At 37.6% G+C, this 20,297-nt stretch carries 15 protein-coding genes; 13 read left to right on the forward strand and 2 right to left on the reverse strand.

Annotated elements, in window-relative coordinates; all coding sequences use genetic code 11:
• Positions 1-641 precede the first annotated feature (641 nt).
• The 6 genes from ABD985_RS06950 (at position 642) to ABD985_RS06975 (ending at position 8,171) form a co-directional block, all read left to right on the forward strand.
• Entirely contained in the window at positions 642-1,511 is an 870-nt protein-coding gene (locus ABD985_RS06950; protein WP_345370376.1) for a polysaccharide biosynthesis/export family protein, read from the forward strand.
• 15 nt (positions 1,512-1,526) lie between these two features.
• A complete protein-coding gene (locus ABD985_RS06955; protein WP_345370378.1) occupies positions 1,527-3,950 on the forward strand; it encodes a polysaccharide biosynthesis tyrosine autokinase in 2,424 nt (807 codons plus the stop codon).
• Between the two features lie 114 nt (positions 3,951-4,064).
• Entirely contained in the window at positions 4,065-4,823 is a 759-nt protein-coding gene (locus ABD985_RS06960) for a tyrosine-protein phosphatase (RefSeq protein WP_345370379.1), read from the forward strand.
• A gap of 13 nt (positions 4,824-4,836) precedes the next feature.
• Positions 4,837-5,808, forward strand: coding sequence for an NAD-dependent epimerase/dehydratase family protein (locus tag ABD985_RS06965; protein ID WP_345370381.1), 972 nt, complete (start codon positions 4,837-4,839; stop codon positions 5,806-5,808).
• Between the two features lie 47 nt (positions 5,809-5,855).
• Positions 5,856-7,244, forward strand: coding sequence for a tetratricopeptide repeat protein (locus ABD985_RS06970; RefSeq protein WP_345370382.1), 1,389 nt, complete (start codon positions 5,856-5,858; stop codon positions 7,242-7,244).
• Positions 7,245-7,391: 147 nt separating this feature from the next.
• Positions 7,392-8,171, forward strand: a complete 780-nt coding sequence (locus ABD985_RS06975; RefSeq protein ID WP_345370383.1) for a phosphosulfolactate synthase — start codon at positions 7,392-7,394, stop codon at positions 8,169-8,171.
• 107 nt (positions 8,172-8,278) lie between these two features.
• On the opposite strand, the gene kdsA is transcribed toward ABD985_RS06975, so the two are convergent.
• Positions 8,279-9,067 carry a 3-deoxy-8-phosphooctulonate synthase gene (gene kdsA, locus ABD985_RS06980; protein ID WP_345370384.1) on the reverse strand — a complete coding sequence of 263 codons (789 nt, stop codon included), beginning with the start codon at positions 9,065-9,067 and terminating at the stop codon, positions 8,279-8,281.
• Between the two features lie 249 nt (positions 9,068-9,316).
• Here kdsA and ABD985_RS06985 point away from each other — a divergent pair, with 249 nt between their 5' ends.
• The 7 genes from ABD985_RS06985 (at position 9,317) to ABD985_RS07015 (ending at position 19,315) form a co-directional block, all read left to right on the forward strand.
• Positions 9,317-10,852 carry a PAS domain-containing sensor histidine kinase gene (locus ABD985_RS06985; protein WP_345370386.1) on the forward strand — a complete coding sequence of 512 codons (1,536 nt, stop codon included), beginning with the start codon at positions 9,317-9,319 and terminating at the stop codon, positions 10,850-10,852.
• A gap of 20 nt (positions 10,853-10,872) precedes the next feature.
• Complete coding sequence (locus ABD985_RS06990) at positions 10,873-11,322, forward strand: response regulator (protein ID WP_345370388.1); 450 nt, start codon at positions 10,873-10,875, stop codon at positions 11,320-11,322.
• A gap of 15 nt (positions 11,323-11,337) precedes the next feature.
• Positions 11,338-12,948, forward strand: coding sequence for a sensor histidine kinase (locus ABD985_RS06995; RefSeq protein ID WP_345370389.1), 1,611 nt, complete (start codon positions 11,338-11,340; stop codon positions 12,946-12,948).
• A gap of 1 nt (position 12,949) precedes the next feature.
• Positions 12,950-13,999 carry a response regulator gene (locus ABD985_RS07000; RefSeq protein WP_345370391.1) on the forward strand — a complete coding sequence of 350 codons (1,050 nt, stop codon included), beginning with the start codon at positions 12,950-12,952 and terminating at the stop codon, positions 13,997-13,999.
• 521 nt (positions 14,000-14,520) lie between these two features.
• Complete coding sequence (recQ, locus tag ABD985_RS07005) at positions 14,521-16,704, forward strand: DNA helicase RecQ (protein WP_345370393.1); 2,184 nt, start codon at positions 14,521-14,523, stop codon at positions 16,702-16,704.
• Positions 16,705-16,822: 118 nt separating this feature from the next.
• Positions 16,823-18,094: a phosphoribosylamine--glycine ligase gene (gene purD, locus ABD985_RS07010; RefSeq protein WP_345370395.1), complete on the forward strand. Its 1,272-nt coding sequence runs from the start codon at positions 16,823-16,825 to the stop codon at positions 18,092-18,094.
• 30 nt (positions 18,095-18,124) lie between these two features.
• Positions 18,125-19,315 (forward strand): 5-(carboxyamino)imidazole ribonucleotide synthase, encoded by a 1,191-nt coding sequence (locus tag ABD985_RS07015; protein WP_345370397.1) that lies wholly within the window; start codon positions 18,125-18,127, stop codon positions 19,313-19,315.
• 61 nt (positions 19,316-19,376) lie between these two features.
• Here ABD985_RS07015 and ABD985_RS07020 read toward each other — a convergent pair whose 3' ends face one another.
• The gene (locus ABD985_RS07020) at positions 19,377-20,282 is read right to left on the reverse strand and encodes a rhomboid family intramembrane serine protease (RefSeq protein WP_345370399.1); all 906 of its coding nucleotides are present in this window, start codon (positions 20,280-20,282) and stop codon (positions 19,377-19,379) included.
• Positions 20,283-20,297: the final 15 nt, after the last annotated feature.

Here is a 20,297-nt window from a genome sequence, read left to right on the forward strand (position 1 = left end):
ATAGTGAGATTCAAAACCAGAACCTTAACTTATATTTTTTAACTTCTTCGTTTCAGAAGCGGATGCAAAGGTAAGAAAACTTTCAATTACAATCCAAATTAATTTTGAAGTTTTTTTTCAGTGAGATTTCTTAAAAACCTACACTCTCAATAGCGAGAAGTGCAATTTCAACACCTTCCCAAAACTTCTTTTTCTTACTTTCCTTCCGAAAGCGGATGCAAAGGTAAGAAAACTTTTAACTAACTTCCAAAACAAATTTTCAAAAACTTTTCAGGAGTAAAATCCGAGAATTTTGTGGACAAGAAATTACTCCAAAGAGCGTATCCCATGACCTGAATTGTTGTGGCCTTCCGTTTGAAGGGGATGCAAAAGTACGACTTTTTATTACATCTACAAATAATACAAAGAGAAAGAAAGAATATAACAAGCTAAACACTTAATGATCAATAAGATTAAATATTTTATATCTTTACGCACATAAAGTGCATAGGTTTTGATGTAATATTATCAGATATTTCACAATATATAAACTTCTTTGCCTGTTAAGCAGGTTATAGACTTTTTGGTACTTAGATCAACTTCTAAAAAGGGGGATCAAAAAATGTGGTTCAATTAAGCCCTCCCTAAAATACGATGAACAAATGAGTAGAATTACTATTATAACAACTATACTAACATTGGGGTTACTTTCCTCCTGCTCATTAAAAAAAGCAGTATTATTTCAAACCCCCACCTCAGTTAATGCAGAAGTTTTTGAAATGGAAGTAAATGACATTACAAAAAACTATACTATTAACTATAATGATTACTTAGCCATTTCAGTATATACTAATAAAGGAGAAAGGCTAATTGACCCGAACAATGAATTTTCAGTAGGAAATGCTCCCTCTGCCAACAATAATCGATTAGGGAATCAGAATAATCGACAGAATCAATCCATGATGGCTCGCTTACCTATTGAACGCAACTCTCAACCACCTCAAGTCTATTCTGTAGATCCTAATGGAGAAATTAACCTACCCATGGTTGGTAAAGTAAAAGCAGTTGGATTAAACCTCTTTGAGTTGGATGCAAAACTCGTTGAAGCCTATGAGGCCTACTATAGAGATCCATTTGTTATTAGTCAGTATACGAATAAGAGAGTTTTAGTCATGGGGGCCCTCGGAGAACAAATTGTTTACTTATACAATGAAAAAATGACAGTATTGGAGGTTCTTACGTCGGTAGGAGGTATTCTTCAAAACGCCAAAGCCAACAAAATACGTCTCGTTCGTCCAGATCCCACCACAGGTTTCAAAAATGCTAGTGTACAGTTAATTGATCTTACAACTATAGATGGATTAAAAAGTGCTAACCTTAAAATGATGCCAAATGATGTCCTTTATGTAGAACCTAGAAGACGTTTTGATTCTCAAAACCTTCGTGACGCAACTTCTATTATCGGAGCGGTAACCAGTACTATCACAGGGGTCATTTCTCTTTACTTATTAATTCAAGAAATCAACAAATAAAGTCTTTTCACCAAGATGTCAACAGACTTCAAAGTACAAGAACAAGCACAAGGGTATTCTCCTCAAGGAGTAGAAATCGACTTTGACAAACTCAGGTTTGTTATTTTTAAAAGTCTTTTATGGATAATACTAATCTTCGGAATAGCTTCTGCGATTGCCTATATGTATCTTCGATGGACTCCTATGACCTATAATGCCTATAGTATTATCAAGTTGGAGGTACAAAGCTCGAAGAACTTTTTAAACCAAGAGTATAGTGTATATAGCGGTATTAGTTACGAATCCGTCAATATGTCTGGCGAGATTGAGTTATTAAAATCAGATTTAATGTACGAGAGTGTAATGGACTCCCTAGATCTTAGTGTAAGTTACTATTCTTTGGGTGAGATCTCCTACACAGAACTTTATAACCAAACGCCATTTGAGGTACACTATCAAAGTTATGATCATCAATTTTATGGAGAAGGGTACATTGTTCAAATTCTGGATGAACAACAATTTGAACTAAAGTATGAAGAGGATGGAAACAAGCAATCCAAAACCTACTTATTTGGTAATACGATTCAATTAAAGCATGGAGAAATCACGGTCAACTTAAAAAGACCCTTACTGGAAGAGAGTCTCGCTTTATCATATAAATTCGTACCACACCCTAAAGAAGAAATAAAGAGGTTCTTGAATCAAAACTTAAATGTCAATATCGACAACCGCAAAGCCAATACCCTAATTGTTTCCTTTGAGGCCAACAATAAGAATAAAGCTGTCGCTATCGTTGATGCTTTTATTAGAAACTATAAGGAAAAAACTATTTCCAATAAGAACCAAGGACACAAGCAAATGCTGCATTACTTAAGTCAGCAGCAAACTATCGTAAAAGATTCCCTTAGTCGATATGAACAGCTTTATAAAAACTATACGAGTTTAAGTCAATTCTCTGGCCTGAAAGACCAAGAAGAAATTCTCAATCGGGTTCAAGAGCTCGAACAACAAAATGCTCTACTCGGTACCAATATTAAAAACTATGAAAATATTCTGACACTAATAGCTGATGACTCCAGTGCAATTTACCTGGAAGCCATAGCCAACGTCATTGAAGATGAGCAACTATCCGGTTTAGTCAAAACAATTCGTGCAATGGAAACAAACCTTGATCGGGTGACGATTTCCTACACCACTGAAACTATTGCCAGAAAACAGCAAGAGGATCTATTGAAAGCAAATCATAATGCACTCTCCGAGCTTGCTAACTTTAGAATCACTCTTCTTAAGGAGAATATCATAGAAAATAGAAAAGTCATACAAAAGCTTCAAAAAACCTTCTATAGTAATATAGGAGGAGATCCTGTTTTAAAAAGGATCAATAAAAACATGAATGTGTATGAAGATATGGCCTCTCTGTTTGCCTCCAAAATTATTGAAGTCAATATTGTCAAAGCAAGTACCGTGGAAGGTTTTAGAACTATTGCCCCTGCAACAGCCTCTTCTACCCCAGTTGCTCCTATACCTTCCAAAGTAATAGGGTTGAGTATAGCTGCGAGTTTCTTTCTTTCTATTATTATGATTCTGGTACGATATATTGCACACAATAAAATTTATAGTATCAAGCAAATAGAGAAACAAACCAATGCACCTATCCTAGGTGTGGTTCCTGAATACCAGAAGGAAGAAATGAATTTCTCTCAACTCGTAATTCATAAGAATCCTAAATCTTCCATTAGTGAAGCTTTTCGATCGCTTAGAACTAACCTTGATTTTCTGCAATCAGTACAACAGGATAATCAAAACAAGATCATCTCCGTCACCTCTACGATTAGTGGAGAAGGAAAAACCTTTGTCTCTGCCAATCTTGCTGGTATGATTGCTTTGTCAGGTGCTAGAGTGGTCTTGCTAGACCTAGATCTTAGAAAGCCTAAAATTCATTTAGCCTTCAATGAGGACAATACACAAGGCGTATCCTCCCTATTAGTACAACAAGCTTCTATTGGCGAATGCCTCAGGGATACCGAAATTGATAACCTTAAGTTTATCACTGCGGGACCTATTCCTCCTAACCCAGCTGAGTTGATTCTTTCCAATGCGTTTGATCAGCTACTCGAAGACCTTAAAAAGCAGTTTGATATCATTATGTTTGATACCCCTCCTGTAGGATTAGTAACAGATGGTATTATTGCTATGCGACATGCTTCTGTTCCTATCTATGTAACAAGGGCGGAGTATAGTAAAACATCGTTTGTGAAAAATATCAATCACATTATTGATAATAAAAAGTTCAAGAATCTATCCATTGTACTTAACTGTGTGCCCGCTAGAAAAGGTTATAGCAACTATGATTATGGCTATGGTTATGGATATGGCTATGGTGGCTATCACTATGGAGGGGATGGATATTACGAGGAAGCTCCTCCTAAGAAAAAATTTCCTTTTAATCTTTTCTCTTAATCGAACCTAATAAACGATATACCTTATGGTTTTAGGTACTATCTTTGTCAAACTTAATTTTTTGAAGAAAAAATATAACTACGTTTAGATTTCTTTCCTTAATACATAAGATATATGCTTTTTTCCCTATTTAAAAAGAAGAAAAAGAAGGCTCAAAGAGACCTTCCGCCTGTATTAGTCGATATGCATTCGCATATCTTACCAGGTATTGATGATGGATCGAAAAATATGGAAGAGACCATTATTATGCTGAAGGAGTTTCAATCTTTAGGATACAAGAAGATGATCATGACCCCTCACATTATGATGGACTTCTTTAGAAACACTCCTGAAATTGTCTTAGGAAAACTAGAAGAGGTAAAAGTCGCCGCCAAAGATGCTGGTATCCATATGGAGCTAGAAGCTGCCGCTGAGTACTACCTAGATGAAGCATTCATAGAAATGATTGAAAGTGGTGCACCTTTACTAACTTTTGGGGATAACTATGTATTGTTTGAGCTATCATACATGAACGAAAGTCCTTTAATAGACAAGGCTATTTTCATGTTGAAATCAAGAGGCTATAAACCTGTTTTAGCTCACCCTGAAAGATACCTATACTTAGGAGGTAAATACCAAACCTTTATAGATCTAAAATCCAAAGGAGTATTATTACAACTGAATATCTTATCCTTCATTGGTTATTATTCTAAAGGATCTCTTGACCTTGCTGAAAGGCTAATTAAAGATAAGCTGGTAGCCTTTATTAGTAGTGACTGCCACAAACCAAGACATATTGAAAAGCTTATCAAAGCAAGAGAGACAGAACTGTACCAGGATGCTCTGGAGTTGTCCCTTTTAAATAATTCATTACTCACCAATACTGAGCAATAAACACTTCACTAACTTGCGCTATTTTATCACAGGCTGCTCCGGATTTGTAGGAGAACATATTGCTAGAAAAGTCATTCTTGAAGGAGGAACTGTAAGAGCCAGTAAACGCTCCAATAGCAATACGCTTCGTTTAAAAGATCTGGAGCAGTATATCGAATGGGTAGATATTAATCTTCTTGATCCAGAAGCCATCGCTATTGCTATAAAAGATTGCAACGCCATTATTCACACTGCTGCCATGGTCTCTTTTGATTCTTCAAAGGCACAGAGCATGGAAGAGTTCAATGTACAAAGCACTGCTAATATTGTTAATGTAGCATTAGAGAACAATATTCCTTTATGTTATGTTAGTTCCATTGCAGCGGTAGGTAGTTCTTCATCGAATACTCCCATTAATGAAAATCAAAAATGGGAGGATTCTGCAGAAAACTCTGCCTACTCTATCTCTAAATACCATGCAGAGCAAGAAGTATGGAGAGGTGTTGCTGAAGGCTTAAAAGCTGTTATCCTTAACCCTTCTGTTATTTTAGGGCATGGAGATTGGCAAAGAAGCAGCTTAAAAATATTCAACTATATATTAAATGAGGGATATTATTACCCTCAAGGCTATTTTAGTTATGTCGATGTAAGGGATGTTGCCAATCTGGCTTATAGAGGACTAACAGAACAAAAATATGGAGAGCGATTTATCCTTAATAGCGGTAGCCTACCTTATCAAAAGGTATTCCAAACCATTGCTCGCTATTTTGATGTTCGTCCTCCTCAAAAGGCTTTACCCATATGGATGGGAGGTATTGCAGCAAAACTAGAGGCACTTCGCACACGTATATTTGGAGGAGAGCCCAAGATTACCAAAGATCTCATTCGATCTTCCTCTCAAAAGAAGATTTATAGTAGTCAAAAAGCTATAAGTACTTTTGAATATGCATTTTATAGTCTGGAAGATACCATGAAATGGGTCAAAAAAAATTATAATAATACCTGATTTTTATTATATTTTCAGGGAACAAACAATTCTTCTTTTTAACGTTTATGGCGGATTTTCATAACAAAGAATTAAATAATGCTTTGAAGCGGTTTGAAAGTATGCTCAAGAATAAAAATGAGCTATTTTTTGACCTTCATGTCTTTGAAGAAATTATTGAACATTACATTTCCAATGGAAAATCTGAACAAGCGCTACGCGCATGTCATATTGCCATTAAACAATACCCCTTCTCCACCGGAATTCTAATTCATAAAGCGAGAACCTTAACCCTAGTGGGAGAGTTCAAGCAAGCCTATGAAGTAGTAGAACAGGCGGAAGCTATTCAACCTAACGAATTTGATGTACTTTTTTGCAAGGCATCTCTAGCCTCTGCGCTCAACAAGTACGAAGAAGCTCTACACTACTATAATCGCTCTCTTGCTTTTGCTGAAGACAAGTCTGAGGTATATTACTGTATTGCATTTACCTATCAATCTTACAATAAGGTAGAAGAGGCTATTGACTACTACCTAAAAGCATTAGAAGATGACCTTGCTCACGAGGATGCTATTCATGAATTATCTTATTGCTTGGACTTGTTTCCTGCAAAAGAAAAGGTAATCAACTTTTTAAAGGAGATTATTGATCAAGACCCATATAATGAATTTGCCTGGCACAACTTAGGTGTCATTTATAATAGCCTTGATCAAAAGACAGATGCAGTACAAGCATTTGAGTATGCTACTTTGATTGACGATCAATATGCGGCAGCCTTTTATAATATGGGGCATGCCTATACAGACCTTGCAGATCATCCCAATGCCTTTAGAGCCTACCACGCCACTGCTGAACTAGAAACAGACAATGCAGAGGTTCTGTATCTTTTAGGCAATACAGCGGCTGCTATGGAAGACCCTAAGATTGCCTTAAAGTACTATCAAAAAGCTTTGAAACTTGATCAGGAACTGGAAGAAGCTTGGTTTGCGGCTGGAGAGACCTTGAGGTTGATGGAAAAAAACCTTGAGGCGACACATTACCTAGGAAAGGCCTGTGAACTCAATAGGTTCAAGGATGAGCACTGGAGCTCTCTAGCTCAGGCAGAAGAAGCCCTTGGACATTTATCTTCTGCCACTAATGCTTATCAACAAGCGGTCAATATCAACCCTCAAAATACTTCTCTATGGTTGATGTGGGCCAAAATGTTTCAAAATGAAGGTGATTTACAGCAAGCATTAGAAGTTATCTCTGATGGCTTAGATGATAACCCCGATGATGCTGACCTCCTTTATAAGGCAACAGCCTATGCATTAATGAACGGTAATATGGAAAGTGCCTATGACTTTCTAACCTTGGCGTTAGTAGTTGATCCGGAAAAACAAACCATCCTCTTTGAGTCCTTTCCTGAAGAAAGGATGCAAAAAATGTTAAAAAGCATTATTCAGCAAGTTCAATAAGAAACTGAAAGTCATCGTTATAGACGGTGACTTTTTTTTTATCTAAAATTTCCCTTCCCAAATTTGGGTACTGCACGTTTAGCGTTCTCAAAAGAATATCAATATATTCGGACTTGTATTATTCAAATAATTGCTAAACCCACCCTTATGAATATTCAACTAAATCAAATTCCCCAGAGAACATTAAAACCTCGTACTGATGGACTTACTATGATGATGGACAAGGGAATGTCTATTCGAGATGCTGAAAGCATTCTGGAAACTTCATCCAATTATATTGACATTATTAAACTTGGATGGGGAACATCAGTAGTCTATCCTAAACTCAAGGAAAAAATTGCACTTTACAAATCTGCAGGTATTCCTGTCTATTTTGGAGGTACATTATTTGAAGCCTTTGTCATTAGAGATCAATACAAAGACTACAAAAAAATGTTAGATACTTACCAGATAGAATACGCTGAAGTCTCTGATGGCTCCATTGAGTTACATCATGAAGAAAAGTGTAACTTCATTAGTGACCTATCTCAACAAGCTACTGTGTTATCTGAAGTTGGCTCAAAGGATGCTGAAAAAATTATTCCTCCATACAAATGGATAGAATTAATGAAAGCGGAACTAGAAGCTGGTGCCTGGAAAGTTATTGGAGAAGCTCGTGAAAATGGAAATGTTGGACTTTATAGAGCTTCTGGAGAAGTAAGAACTGGATTAGTGGAGGAAATACTAACACAGATCCCTAGTGAGAAAATAATCTGGGAAGCTCCTCAAAAAGCACAACAAGTTTGGCTTATCAAGCTTATGGGGGCCAACGTAAACCTTGGAAATATTGCCCCTCAAGAAGTAATTCCCCTTGAAACTATTCGACTGGGATTAAGGGGAGATACTTTTGATCATTTTCTTAGTTCCACTGGCAATACGTTGATTTAAAACAATTGGAATGAAGGTAAAAAGTAATAGGTAAAAGGGATAAGGTAGTTTAATTTCATCCTATTACCTTTTACCTTTTACCTTTTACCTTTTACCTTAAATGGTAGTTATGATATGTGCTTTAACACCTCTTCCAAGACCCCTTTCAATTCATCTAAAGGAACCATGTTAGGCCCATCAGAAAGTGCTTCAGAAGGATTTCTGTGTGTTTCAAAGAAAAAGCCTTTTACCCCTACTGCCGCTGCTGCCTTGGCAAAGTAAGGAGCATATTCTCTATTTCCACCACTTTTACCTTGTGCTCCTCCTGGCTTCTGACAAGAATGTGTTACATCCATCACCAATGGATAGCCAAAAGATTGCATATCAATAATATCCCTAAAATCTACTACCAAATCATTATTACCGAAAGACTTTCCTCTCTCCGTTAACATGACTTGCTGGTTTCCTGTATACTCTACTTTTTTCGCTGGGTATACCATATCATTACCAGAAAGGAACTGTGCCTTTTTAATATTGACAATTTTGCCTGTATTAGCGGCCTCCAACAATAAGTCTGTTTGTCTACAAAGAAAAGCTGGAATCTGTAAAATGTCTGCAACCTCTGCCACTGGCTTGGCCTGAGATGATTCGTGAATATCCGTGGTGACTGGTAAGTCAAATGTTTCTTTTACCTTCTGTAATATTTTGAGCCCCTCTTCCAAACCAGGACCTCTATAAGCATCTACCGAGGTACGGTTTGCCTTATCAAAAGATGCCTTGAAAATATAAGTGATCCCCAACTCTTCTGTCATTCGCTTAAGTTGCTCTGCCAGATCCATGATCATTGCCTCATTTTCAATCACACAAGGACCTGAAATAAGGAAAGGACCTTTCTTTAATTCTTGATATAAATTCATAAATCCAAATTCAACTAATTAATACCCTAAACAGCACAAAATTTGTATACAATGATAGCAATAAGTGGTGACCTGAGTCACCTTTTTTGCTTTTTTATTTCTCTTCTCTATAACTTGTCACTTCAGTACAAATACAAAATTATCAGATCTGTCTTATTAACAAACAATGGGTTATCCTATGGTGAAGGTTTGTTACTTATAAAAGTACTCTTTCTAAAAAAGCATAAGGCATTATAAATTATAAAATACATGAATCCCTCTACAAATAAATCATCTAATATCAATGATGAAAAGTTCAATAATATAGCCTTCAAAGCACTCTTTGAAACTGCTGCTGAGGGAATTCTGATCACCAACAAAGACGGTATCATCGTTCTTTGTAACCCGAAAGTTGATCAGATGTTTGGCTATCAGAAAGACGAACTTATTGGTCAAAAGCTAGAGATACTTATTCCTCAGGAGTACAAACATTCCCATGTACATCACCGAGACAACTTTTATAAAAAACCCTCTTCCAGACCTATGGGGTTAGGCAAGGATTTTCCTGCCAAGCGCAAAGATGGTACCGTCTTCCCCGTAGAGATTAGTATCAATAGTATGCAATTGGATGAGGAACGGCTTTCAGTCGCTTTCGTAACAGATATCTCAGGAAGAAAAAAAGTGGAACAGCAAGTATTGAAGAGTAGAGAACTGCTCTCTTACTTTGTACACCATACTCCTGCTTCTGTAGCCATGCTGGATAAAGAGCTGAAATACATCTTGGTGAGCTCAAAATGGGCAACAGAATACGGATTGAAGGAAAAAGAAATTATCGGGTTAAAACACGAAAGTATTTTCCCAGACTATCAAGCACATTGGAGTCACCTTTATGAAAAGTGTCTTTCTGGAGAGGTGATCGATATTGGGGAGGAAAGTATTCTTAGACCCAATGGAGATACAAAATGGCTGAAATGGGAAGCACACCCATGGAAAGATGAGCATGGAGAGACTGGAGGAATCATTATCTTTACTGAAGATATTACCGAAAGAAAAATTGCTTCTGAAACACTTCAGAAAAAAGAGAAAGAACTCAAGCTGTATACACAGCAATTAGAGCGCAGCAACCGCGAACTAGAAGACTTTGCCTACATTAGCTCACACGATCTACAAGAGCCTCTACGTAAAATTCGTACGTTCGGTGATCGGCTTAATCACAAAGAGCGTGATAACCTATCACCTAAAGGTATTGATTATATAGAACGAATGATGGGTTCTGCTACACGTATGCAGACACTTATCAATGACCTTCTGGCATTTTCTAGAGTCACTTCTAAAGCCCGTCCTTTTACCTCTGTAGACCTCAATAAGATTGTTGAAGAGGTATTAAGTGACTTGGAAGTGGCCATCGAAACGAAAAATGCTAAGGTAAGGATCAACCCCCTTCCTACGATCCCTGCAGATGCTACTCAAATGCGTCAACTCTTTCAGAATCTGATTAGTAATGCCTTAAAATTCAGTAAAGAAGAAATTTCCCCGGAAATTACCATTTCTTCAGAAATAAATGATAAAGAAAAGAAAGTATATATTAAATTTGTAGATAATGGTATTGGTTTTAATAATCAATACAAAGAGCGTATCTTTCAAATTTTCCAACGTCTGGAAGGTAGAAAATATGAAGGTTCTGGAATAGGCCTTGCGATCTGCCAAAAAATTGCAAACAGACATGGAGGAGATATCAGTGCAGACAGTATACAAGGAGAAGGGACTACCTTTACTGTCACATTAAGCACTGATCACTCCAACTAACCAAATAGTATTACAGGATTATGATCTACAACAAAATGGAGCCAATCACCATCCTTTACGCAGATGATGACCCAGAGGATAGAATGTTGGCATTAGAAGCTTTCGAAGAAAGCAACCTGAACAATAAGCTAACTTTTGTCGAAGATGGGGAGGAGTTGCTGGACTATCTTTATCATCAAAATAAGTACTCTGATACTGAAAAACACCCTACTCCTGGCTTAATCATCTTGGACTTGAATATGCCTAAAAAGGATGGTCGAGAAGTACTTAAGGAGCTGAAAAAAGACAGTAAGCTAAGTGCTATTCCTGTTGTAGTATTGACTACTTCCTCTTCAGAAGACGATATTCAAGACACCTACAAGTTGGGCGTTAGCTCCTTTATTACCAAGCCGGTCACTTTTGAATCCTTAGTAGAAACTATTCAAACCTTAGGCAAGTACTGGCTGGAGGTGGTAAAACTACCTCTCTAAAACAACTACAAACGAATGAGTGATATTATTCGAATCTTATTGGTTGACGACGATGAAGATGATTATCTAATTGCCGAAGACCTATTAGAAGATATTAAAACGCAAGAGTATGAACTGGATTGGATTCCAGACTATGATACTGCTCTAGACGTAATACGTGACAATCGACACGAAGCTTACATCATCGATTATCGACTAGGAGCACAGACTGGGTTGGACTTAGTCCATGCTTCTCAAGAAGACGGTATTCATCGCCCTTTCATCTTATTGACAGGACAAGGAGATATTGAGACTGATGAACGGGCTATGAAAGCGGGAGCCTTTGATTATATGGTGAAAGGAGAGATTACTTCAGCCCAACTAGAACGCTCTATCCGTCATAGTATACAGCACAGTAAGAACATACAGAAGATTCGCTCACTCAACGAACGTCTGGAAGAGCGTGTGCGAAAGCGTACCCGAATGTTGGATAAGGCAATTCAAGACCTTCAACTATCCAATGAGTATCTTCAAAAGCAAATCTCTGAACGTGCAAAGGCAGAGGAAGCCCTCCTTAAAAGCCAACATATTTACCGTACCATTGCCAATAACTTCCCTAACGGAATTATCTGTGTTTTGGATATACATCATCATATCGTATTTGCTGATGGTAAAGAGCTCGGAAAGCTAGAGGTAAATGTAGATGAGTTAATAGGAAAAAATGTTCATGAATTTTCAGCTCTTCCACTTAACAACCAACAGGCTCTACAACTCGCCTTTAAGGGAGAGGAAAGTATGTATGAAACTCAGGTAAATCACAAGCAGTACAGTGTTAGTGTAGTTCCTTTCCCTGTTTCCAAAGGAGGAGTGATTTCACAAGTGATGTGTGTGGCTATTGATATCAGTAATCAAAAAAACATTGAGAATGAGATCAAGAAAGCCCTACAAAGAGAAAAAGAACTGAATGAACTAAAGAGCCGATTCGTATCCATGGCATCCCATGAGTTCAGAACACCACTCAGTACCATTCTTTCCTCCGCTTCTCTGATTGCCCGCTATCCTGAGGCACATCAACAAGAAAAAAGGGATAAACATATTGAGCGTATTAAGTCGAGTGTAAACAACCTCACTCAAATTCTTAATGACTTTCTTTCACTTAGTAAGATGGAAGAAGGCAAAACGATGCTTCACCTCTCTACCTTTGAACTTTCACAAGAAGTCCAAAGTATCTGTGAGGAGATGTATGCCGTTAAGAAAATCGGTCAATCCATTAATTATCAACACGAAGGAGAAGAGATTATTTGTAGAAGTGACAAACAAGTCATCAAAAACATCCTTATTAATTTACTGTCAAATGCCATCAAGTACTCGTCTGCAGGAAAGACCATTTGGGTACGTACCCATCAAAAAGGCGACCACCTCTGTCTCTCAGTAAAAGACGAGGGCATTGGTATTCCCAAAAGCGAGCAAGGGCATCTTTTTGAACGTTTTTTTAGGGCAGAAAATGCCACAAACATCCAAGGAACTGGTCTTGGGTTACATATTGTAAAGAAATATGTTGATCTCATTAAAGGAGATATCTCCTTTGATAGTCAATTGGATGAAGGAACCACTTTTAAAATTTCACTACCACAAAATATACGTTAAGATGAAACGGATTTTATTGATCGAAGATAATACGGAGGTAAGGGAAAATATTGCTGAAATATTAGAATTATCGAATTATGAGGTAATTACAGCCGAAAATGGAAAAGTTGGGGTTGAGAAAGCTCGAGCAGAAAAGCCGGACCTTATCATTTGTGATATTATGATGCCAGAACTTGATGGTTATGGCGTACTATATGCATTAAGCAAAGAACCGTCTACGGCAAGTATTCCTTTTATCTTCTTGACAGCAAAAGCTGAGAAAGCTGATTTCCGAAAAGGAATGAGCCATGGCGCTGACGACTACTTGACCAAACCTTTTGACGACCTAGAATTGCTAGAGGCTATTGAAGGCCGTTTGAAAAAAAATGATATCCTCAAAAAGGAATATGATAAAAGTAAGGAAGGGCTCGATAACTTTATGAATGATGCTCGTAGTAGTAACTCTTTAGAGTCTCTTTCCAAGGACAGAAAAACAAGAAGCTATAAGAAAAAGAGTGTCCTTTTCTACGAAGGAGATATGCCTAACGCACTCTTGTATGTCAATAAAGGAAAAGTTAAAACCTTCAAGACCAATGAAGATGGTAAGGAGTTTATCACAGGTATTCATGGTCCTGGTTCATTCTTGGGCTACATCTCTCTATTGAAGGACATCGCTTATATTGAAACTGCTACTGCTCTGGAAGGCTGTGAAGTAAGTATCATTCCTAAGCAGGATCTAAGCAGTTTACTATATGAAAACAGGGAAGTTGCTCAGAAGTTCTTGAAGATGCTAAGTAGTGAGGTTGTAGAAAATGAAGAGAAACTCCTTAAACTAGCTTATGGATCGGTTAGACAGAGAGTAGCAGAAGTACTTCTACAACTTGATGCTAAATACGAGCAAAAAGGAGAGAGTATTAATATCACTCGTGATGATTTGGCTAAGATTATCGGTACAGCCAAAGAAACATTAATTCGTACTTTGTCTGATTTCAAAGATGAAAAATTGATTGAAATCAAAGATAAGCACATTACTATCCTCAATCAGGAAAAGTTAAAAAGAGTGAGTATTTAAATAATCATTAAGATACATTTACAACTCATTCAAAGCCTTAGAGACATTGTTTCTAAGGCTTTTTTCATTCTCCCTCTCTTTATTTTGTACAGTTTTTACAAATTGGATATTTGTGGCACTTTATAAATGCTTTAAGTACTGTTTTCACACTCCCTACAACTAAGAAAATTACTTTTCATTGAAAAAGAAATCCTATCCGCCTCCTGCTATATTAAAAAAATACAATTAAAAGTGATTATATCACAAAAAGCACCCTATTTTCGAGCCTGTTAATAAAGGATATTTCAAAGGAAAAATATTATGAAATACGGGAGGCATTTTGTAAATTCATATAAGGTGAATATCTGACACGATACTTTTCCGAAAGATCAAATTGAAATTATACAATTGCATGCAATCTTTATGTTTTAACAATTGCCCATGTTTGCATGCAACATTAGAAACTATAAATGTCTTAGTTAGCAAATCGTACTTCAACTTTTATTCTTAGACGATTTGTAGGTGATGTAACTTGCAGAACCATGGTAAAAACAGATTTTAAGGACACCCTTAAGCTAAAGCTTAAGGAGGTATTCGGATACAATAGCTTTAGAGGAGATCAAGAAGTTATTATCAAGAATATACTAGCAGGAAAAAATACCTTTGTCATTATGCCTACGGGGGCAGGAAAGTCTATGTGCTATCAGCTTCCTGCAGTAATGCAAGAAGGTACAGCAGTAGTGATCTCGCCTTTAATTGCTTTGATGAAGAATCAGGTCGATCAACTGAGAGCATTGGGAATCAGTGCTCATTTCCTCAACTCGACCCTCTCCAAGACAGAAGCAAAGAAAGTCAAAAAAGAGCTTTTAGAAGGTACTGTCAAGTTACTTTACGTAGCACCAGAGTCCTTAACGAAGGATGATAACATTGAACTTCTTCGTCAATGCAATATCAGCTTTGCAGCAATTGATGAGGCACACTGTATCTCTGAGTGGGGACATGATTTTCGTCCAGAGTATCGAAAGATTCGAACCATCATTACTCACCTCAAAGAAGGAATTCCCATTATTGCCCTAACGGCCACAGCAACTCCAAAAGTACGAAATGATATTCAGAAGAACTTGAATATGGAAGATGCTGATATTTTTCTTTCTTCCTTTTATAGAGAAAATCTTTTCTATGAGGTTTTGCCTAAAATTAATCCTGAAAAGCAGCTCATTAAGTTTATCAATAAACATAAAGGGCAATCGGGTATCATCTATTGCTTAAGTAGAAAGAAAGTAGAAGAGATCGCTAACTTATTAAAAGTCAATGGTGTTAAGGCGCTTCCCTATCATGCTGGAATGGATTCTTCCATCAGAATGCAAAACCAGGATGCCTTTCTCAATGAAGATGCAGCCGTGATTGTTGCCACCATTGCCTTTGGGATGGGGATTGATAAACCCGATGTTCGATTTGTCGTACACTATGACGCTCCCAAATCACTAGAAGGATATTATCAAGAAACAGGTAGAGCCGGAAGGGATGGTTTAGAGTCTTATTGTCTGATGTTCTTCAGTCCCAAGGACATTACCAAACTGGAAAAATTCAATAAAGACAAGCCTGTTACTGAAAGAGACAATGCACGAATTCTCTTACAGGAAATTAGCTATTATGCGAATTCTTCGGTTTGTCGTCCTAAGCAGCTATTACATTATTTTGGAGAGTATAAAAATGGTGGTTGTAACCATTGCGACAACTGTCTTCGCCCTCATGAACCTTTTGAGGCTAAAGATGATGTTTTACTTGTCCTCAACAGTGTAAAATTAACTGAAGAGCGTTTTGGTATAGAACATATTATTGATGTAGTCATGGGTAAAAACAATGAATACGTTAATAGCTATGACCATCACAAATTAGATGTTTTTGGAAAAGGTAAGTCAGAAGACAAAGCCTACTGGAATACAGTCATTCGTCAATCCATGATCTCTGGCTTCGTCAAAAAAGACCGTGATAATATCACTATCCTTAAGCTGACAGAAGCAGGAAGAGAGTTCCTTCAGAACCCTTACTCTATTAAGTTCACGAAGGATCATGATTATGAAAATGAGGATCTACAGGATATTGATGATACTGGAAATGGGAATAGTCACGCATTTGACGAAACGCTATTTGAACTCCTAAAAGGAATTCGGAAAAAAATTGCCAAGCAAAAAGGACTCCCTCCTTATGTGATCTTTCAGGAGCCATCACTAGAAGAAATGGCTACGACCTACCCAACAAATATTGAGCAAATCTCACAGATTAATGGTGTAGGTATAGGGAAAGCTCGAAAGTTTGGATCTGAGATCGTTAAGGTGATCAAGAACTACGTAGAGGAGAATGATATCACTCCAGCTTCTGATGTAATTGTTAAGTCCGCTGTAGATAAGTCAAAGACAAAGATCTATATCATACAGCAAATTGACCGAAAAATAGATCTGGAAGATATCGCTGATAATAAAGGAATTTCCTTTGATGATCTCCTAGATGAAATAGAACACATCTGTTATTCAGGTACTAAACTGAATCTTGATTATTATATTGAACAGATCATGGATGACGAAAAAATCGATGAACTGTACGATTACTTTATGGAAGCAGATACCGATAGGCTAGAAGTAGCCTTAAACGAACTCGATGAGGACATCAGCGAAGATGAAATTCGATTGATGCGTGTAAAATTCCTTTCAGAGTTGGCAATGTAACGCGATCTATAGGCTCTTTTGAATCAGGCTGGAGATTTTCTTTTCCGGCCTGATTTTTTTTCTCATATTCGCACCTTGAATATCTATATATTTTACAATCTCATACCAATTAGTAACGATGAATGTACTGGTTTTAGGCTCCGGCGGAAGGGAGCACACATTTGCTTGGAAAATTGCTCAAAGTCCGAAATTGTCCAAACTATTTGTTGCTCCAGGTAATGCTGGTACTGCAGCTATTGCGGAAAATGTCAACATAGGTGTCACTGATTTTGATGCTCTTGCAGATTTTGCTTTGGCACAGAAAATAGGACTAATTGTAGTTGGACCAGAGGCTCCTTTGGTAGAAGGAGTTGCGGATTATTTTGCTGAGCGAGCAGACCTTTCTCATATTACTATTATTGGTCCTAAGAAAGCAGGAGCTCTACTAGAAGGAAGTAAGGATTTCTCTAAGCAATTCATGTTAAAGCATGGTGTTCCTACAGGAGCTGCAGAGACCTTTACTTTAGAGCAACTAGAAAATGGATATGCATTTCTAGAAAAACAAACGGCTCCTTATGTATTAAAAGCAGATGGTTTAGCAGCTGGTAAAGGAGTAATCATTACAGAAGACCTTCAAGAGGCCAAGGACTCCCTAAAAGAAATGCTAGAAGGGAAGTTTGGAGATGCTAGTAGCCAAGTATTGATTGAACAATATCTATCTGGTATTGAGCTTTCTGTTTTTGTTTTGACTGATGGAGAGAACTATATCACACTACCTTCTGCTAAAGATTACAAGCGTATTGGAGAAGGAGATACAGGCTTGAATACAGGAGGTATGGGAGCGATCTCACCAGTTCCTTTTGCAGATGATGCATTTATGCAAAAAGTAGACGAGCGTGTTGTTAAACCTACAGTAGAAGGATTGAAGAAAGACAATCTAGATTATGTTGGGTTTATCTTTATTGGCTTGATGAACTGTGATGGTGAGCCTTATGTTATTGAATATAACGTTCGCATGGGAGACCCTGAAACGGAAGTAGTGATTCCTAGACTGGAAAGTGATCTACTAGAAATCTTCCAACTAGTGGGAAAGAAAGCTCTTTCAGAAGTTAAGCTTGAGGTAAAACCTGAAACAGCAACAACTGTTATGATGGTTTCTGGTGGCTATCCTGAAAGTTATGAAAAAGGAAAAACCATGGAAAGCATTGAGGAAGTAACTGATGCTATTCCTTTCCACGCAGGTACTACCATTAATAATGATGGAAAAGTTGTTACAGCCGGTGGACGTGTAATCGCACTAACTGCATTTGGTGAGGATATACAAGAGGCCTTGAAAAAGTCTTATAAAGCAGCCAATACGATTCAATTTGATGGACAGTACTTCCGTACTGATATTGGCTTTGACTTATAAATTGAAAATAGAGTATTCAACATAATACGTATGCAACAAGAAGCAGACAAGCAGTCCAAATTGGGCGTATTGGGAGGAGGACAACTAGGTAGGATGCTTATACAGGCAGGTATGAACCTTAATCTTCATACTAAGGTTCTTGACCCTGATGCTGAAGCACCTTGCCGTGATCTGGCAAGTGAATTTGTCGTAGGTTCGCTCACTGATTATAAAACAGTGATTGAATTTGGACAAGATGTAGACACACTGACCATCGAGATCGAAAATGTCAATACGGATGCTTTGATGGATCTACAAAAGCAAGGCGTAAAAGTGTACCCTCAACCTGAGATTATTCGTATGATTCAGGACAAGCGTACACAAAAGCTTTTCTTCCGTGAACATAATATTCCTACGTCAGAGTTTTTCCTGACATCCAACAAGGAGGAACTTCAGGACTTCATACAGTTCTTGCCAGCCGTACATAAGATCGGTAAAGGAGGGTATGATGGAAAAGGAGTTATCAAACTATCTAGTGAAGAAGATTTTGACAAAGCCTTTGATGCTCCTTCTGTATTGGAAAAACTGGTAGATATAGAGAAAGAAATCTCTATTATCATTGCCCGTACCATTAAGGGAGAAGTAAAAGCATATCCTGCTGTAGAGCTAGTATATCACGATGCCAACTTGGTTGACTATTTGTTGGGTCCTGCAGCTATTTCTAATGAGGTTGCAGAGGAAGCTGAACGTATTGCTACTGACCTGGTGAACGAAATGGAGTTTGTAGGCTTATTGGCCGTAGAACTATTTGTTACCAAGTCAGGTAAAGTGTTGGTCAACGAAATTGCTCCTCGTACACATAATAGTGGACATCAAACCATAGAGGCTAATTATACCTCTCAATTTGAGCAACACTTGAGAGCTGTACTGGAACTGCCTCTAGGAAGTACCCAGCTAAGAACACCATCAGCAATGGTGAATGTCTTAGGTGAAGAAGGGTACACTGGAATGGCTCACTATGAAGGTCTTTCAGAAGTCCTGGGTAAAGAGGGCGTATACATTCATCTCTATGGAAAAAAAATCACAAAGCCTAACCGTAAGATGGGGCACGTGACGATTATTGATGAAAACAAAGAGCAATTATTAGAAAAAGTTGACTTTGTAAAGAAAACGTTGAAAGTTATTTCTTTAGAGGATCAAGATGCTGATACTACGGAAGAGGTAACAGAAGATGATGAATAAATCTCTTTGATCAAGACGAGACAAGTCATAAAAAAGGCTCCCAGATGGGAGCCTTTTACTTTTAATTTTTTTTCTGACTAGCCTTAAAAAGAATTTCCTTTTCTTCCTGTGTGAGGTTTTCATATCCTCTTTCCGAGATCTTGTCAAGAATAGCATCCACCATTGCCTGATCTGGCTCGGAAGATTTCTTGATGTTTGTTTTTCTTCCTCTATGAGTCACCTTAAATTTTCGACTAGGTTTATTCCAATTAGTTATCCAAGTTAAAAAGTTAGAAACCCAACTACCTAAGTCAACTCCTTTCTTGAGAGATTTAACATAGATAAATCCTGTCAAGGCACCTCCAAGGTGGGCAATATGTCCTCCAAAGTTATCTCCTCCGCCTAAAGAGATTACGTTCATAAATATGTAAGCTAGTGCCAGGTATACAATCTTTACAGGTCCAATGAATAATAAATTCATTCTATAATCTGGAGCTACTGTAGCCGCTCCTACAATAATTGCGTAGACACAAGCTGATGCACCAATCAATCCAATCATTGGAGGGGCAATAGGGTTCTGCATAAAAGAGCTTGCGAAGTAGGCAATCATATAAATCAAACCTCCCGCTAAACCTCCTAATACATAGATATCCACCAACTTTTTATTGCCTAAATATTCCATGAAAATGACCCCAAACCAATATAACCCCAACATATTGAAAACAATGTGCAGGAAATGTGAAAGGCTATGCGTAAAAAAGTAAGTCACCAAGGTCCAGGGTTTAGTGATAAACTCCAGAAATGAAGATGGCAAGGCGATGTACTCCAGTATATAGCGCTCAAAGGCATAAGGCCCCACAGCGTACCTTAATACCAGAGAAAGAATACTCATTGCGACAAACGCAACCACATTAATAATAATTAGCCTTGGAAGGCTATTATTCGGCTTATTCCATGTGGTTTTAAAATCTCTGACAAAGCTGTTCATTGGACTTGTGTGTTA

This window comes from Algivirga pacifica (assembly GCF_039543525.1).
GTDB classification, from domain to species: domain Bacteria; phylum Bacteroidota; class Bacteroidia; order Cytophagales; family Flammeovirgaceae; genus Algivirga; species Algivirga pacifica.

What these genes read in the sequence shown, in the direction of transcription:
- ABD985_RS06950 (WP_345370376.1), top strand. Translation starts at nt 642, where the DNA reads ATGAGTAGAATTACTATTATAACAACTATACTAACATTGGGGTTACTT.
- ABD985_RS06955 (WP_345370378.1), top strand. Translation starts at nt 1,527, where the DNA reads ATGTCAACAGACTTCAAAGTACAAGAACAAGCACAAGGGTATTCTCCT.
- ABD985_RS06960 (WP_345370379.1), top strand. Translation starts at nt 4,065, where the DNA reads ATGCTTTTTTCCCTATTTAAAAAGAAGAAAAAGAAGGCTCAAAGAGAC.
- ABD985_RS06970 (WP_345370382.1), top strand. Translation starts at nt 5,856, where the DNA reads ATGGCGGATTTTCATAACAAAGAATTAAATAATGCTTTGAAGCGGTTT.
- ABD985_RS06975 (WP_345370383.1), top strand. Translation starts at nt 7,392, where the DNA reads ATGAATATTCAACTAAATCAAATTCCCCAGAGAACATTAAAACCTCGT.
- kdsA (WP_345370384.1), bottom strand. Translation starts at nt 9,067, where the DNA reads ATGAATTTATATCAAGAATTAAAGAAAGGTCCTTTCCTTATTTCAGGT.
- ABD985_RS06985 (WP_345370386.1), top strand. Translation starts at nt 9,317, where the DNA reads ATGAATCCCTCTACAAATAAATCATCTAATATCAATGATGAAAAGTTC.
- ABD985_RS06990 (WP_345370388.1), top strand. Translation starts at nt 10,873, where the DNA reads ATGATCTACAACAAAATGGAGCCAATCACCATCCTTTACGCAGATGAT.
- ABD985_RS06995 (WP_345370389.1), top strand. Translation starts at nt 11,338, where the DNA reads ATGAGTGATATTATTCGAATCTTATTGGTTGACGACGATGAAGATGAT.
- ABD985_RS07000 (WP_345370391.1), top strand. Translation starts at nt 12,950, where the DNA reads ATGAAACGGATTTTATTGATCGAAGATAATACGGAGGTAAGGGAAAAT.
- recQ (WP_345370393.1), top strand. Translation starts at nt 14,521, where the DNA reads ATGGTAAAAACAGATTTTAAGGACACCCTTAAGCTAAAGCTTAAGGAG.
- purD (WP_345370395.1), top strand. Translation starts at nt 16,823, where the DNA reads ATGAATGTACTGGTTTTAGGCTCCGGCGGAAGGGAGCACACATTTGCT.
- ABD985_RS07015 (WP_345370397.1), top strand. Translation starts at nt 18,125, where the DNA reads ATGCAACAAGAAGCAGACAAGCAGTCCAAATTGGGCGTATTGGGAGGA.
- ABD985_RS07020 (WP_345370399.1), bottom strand. Translation starts at nt 20,282, where the DNA reads ATGAACAGCTTTGTCAGAGATTTTAAAACCACATGGAATAAGCCGAAT.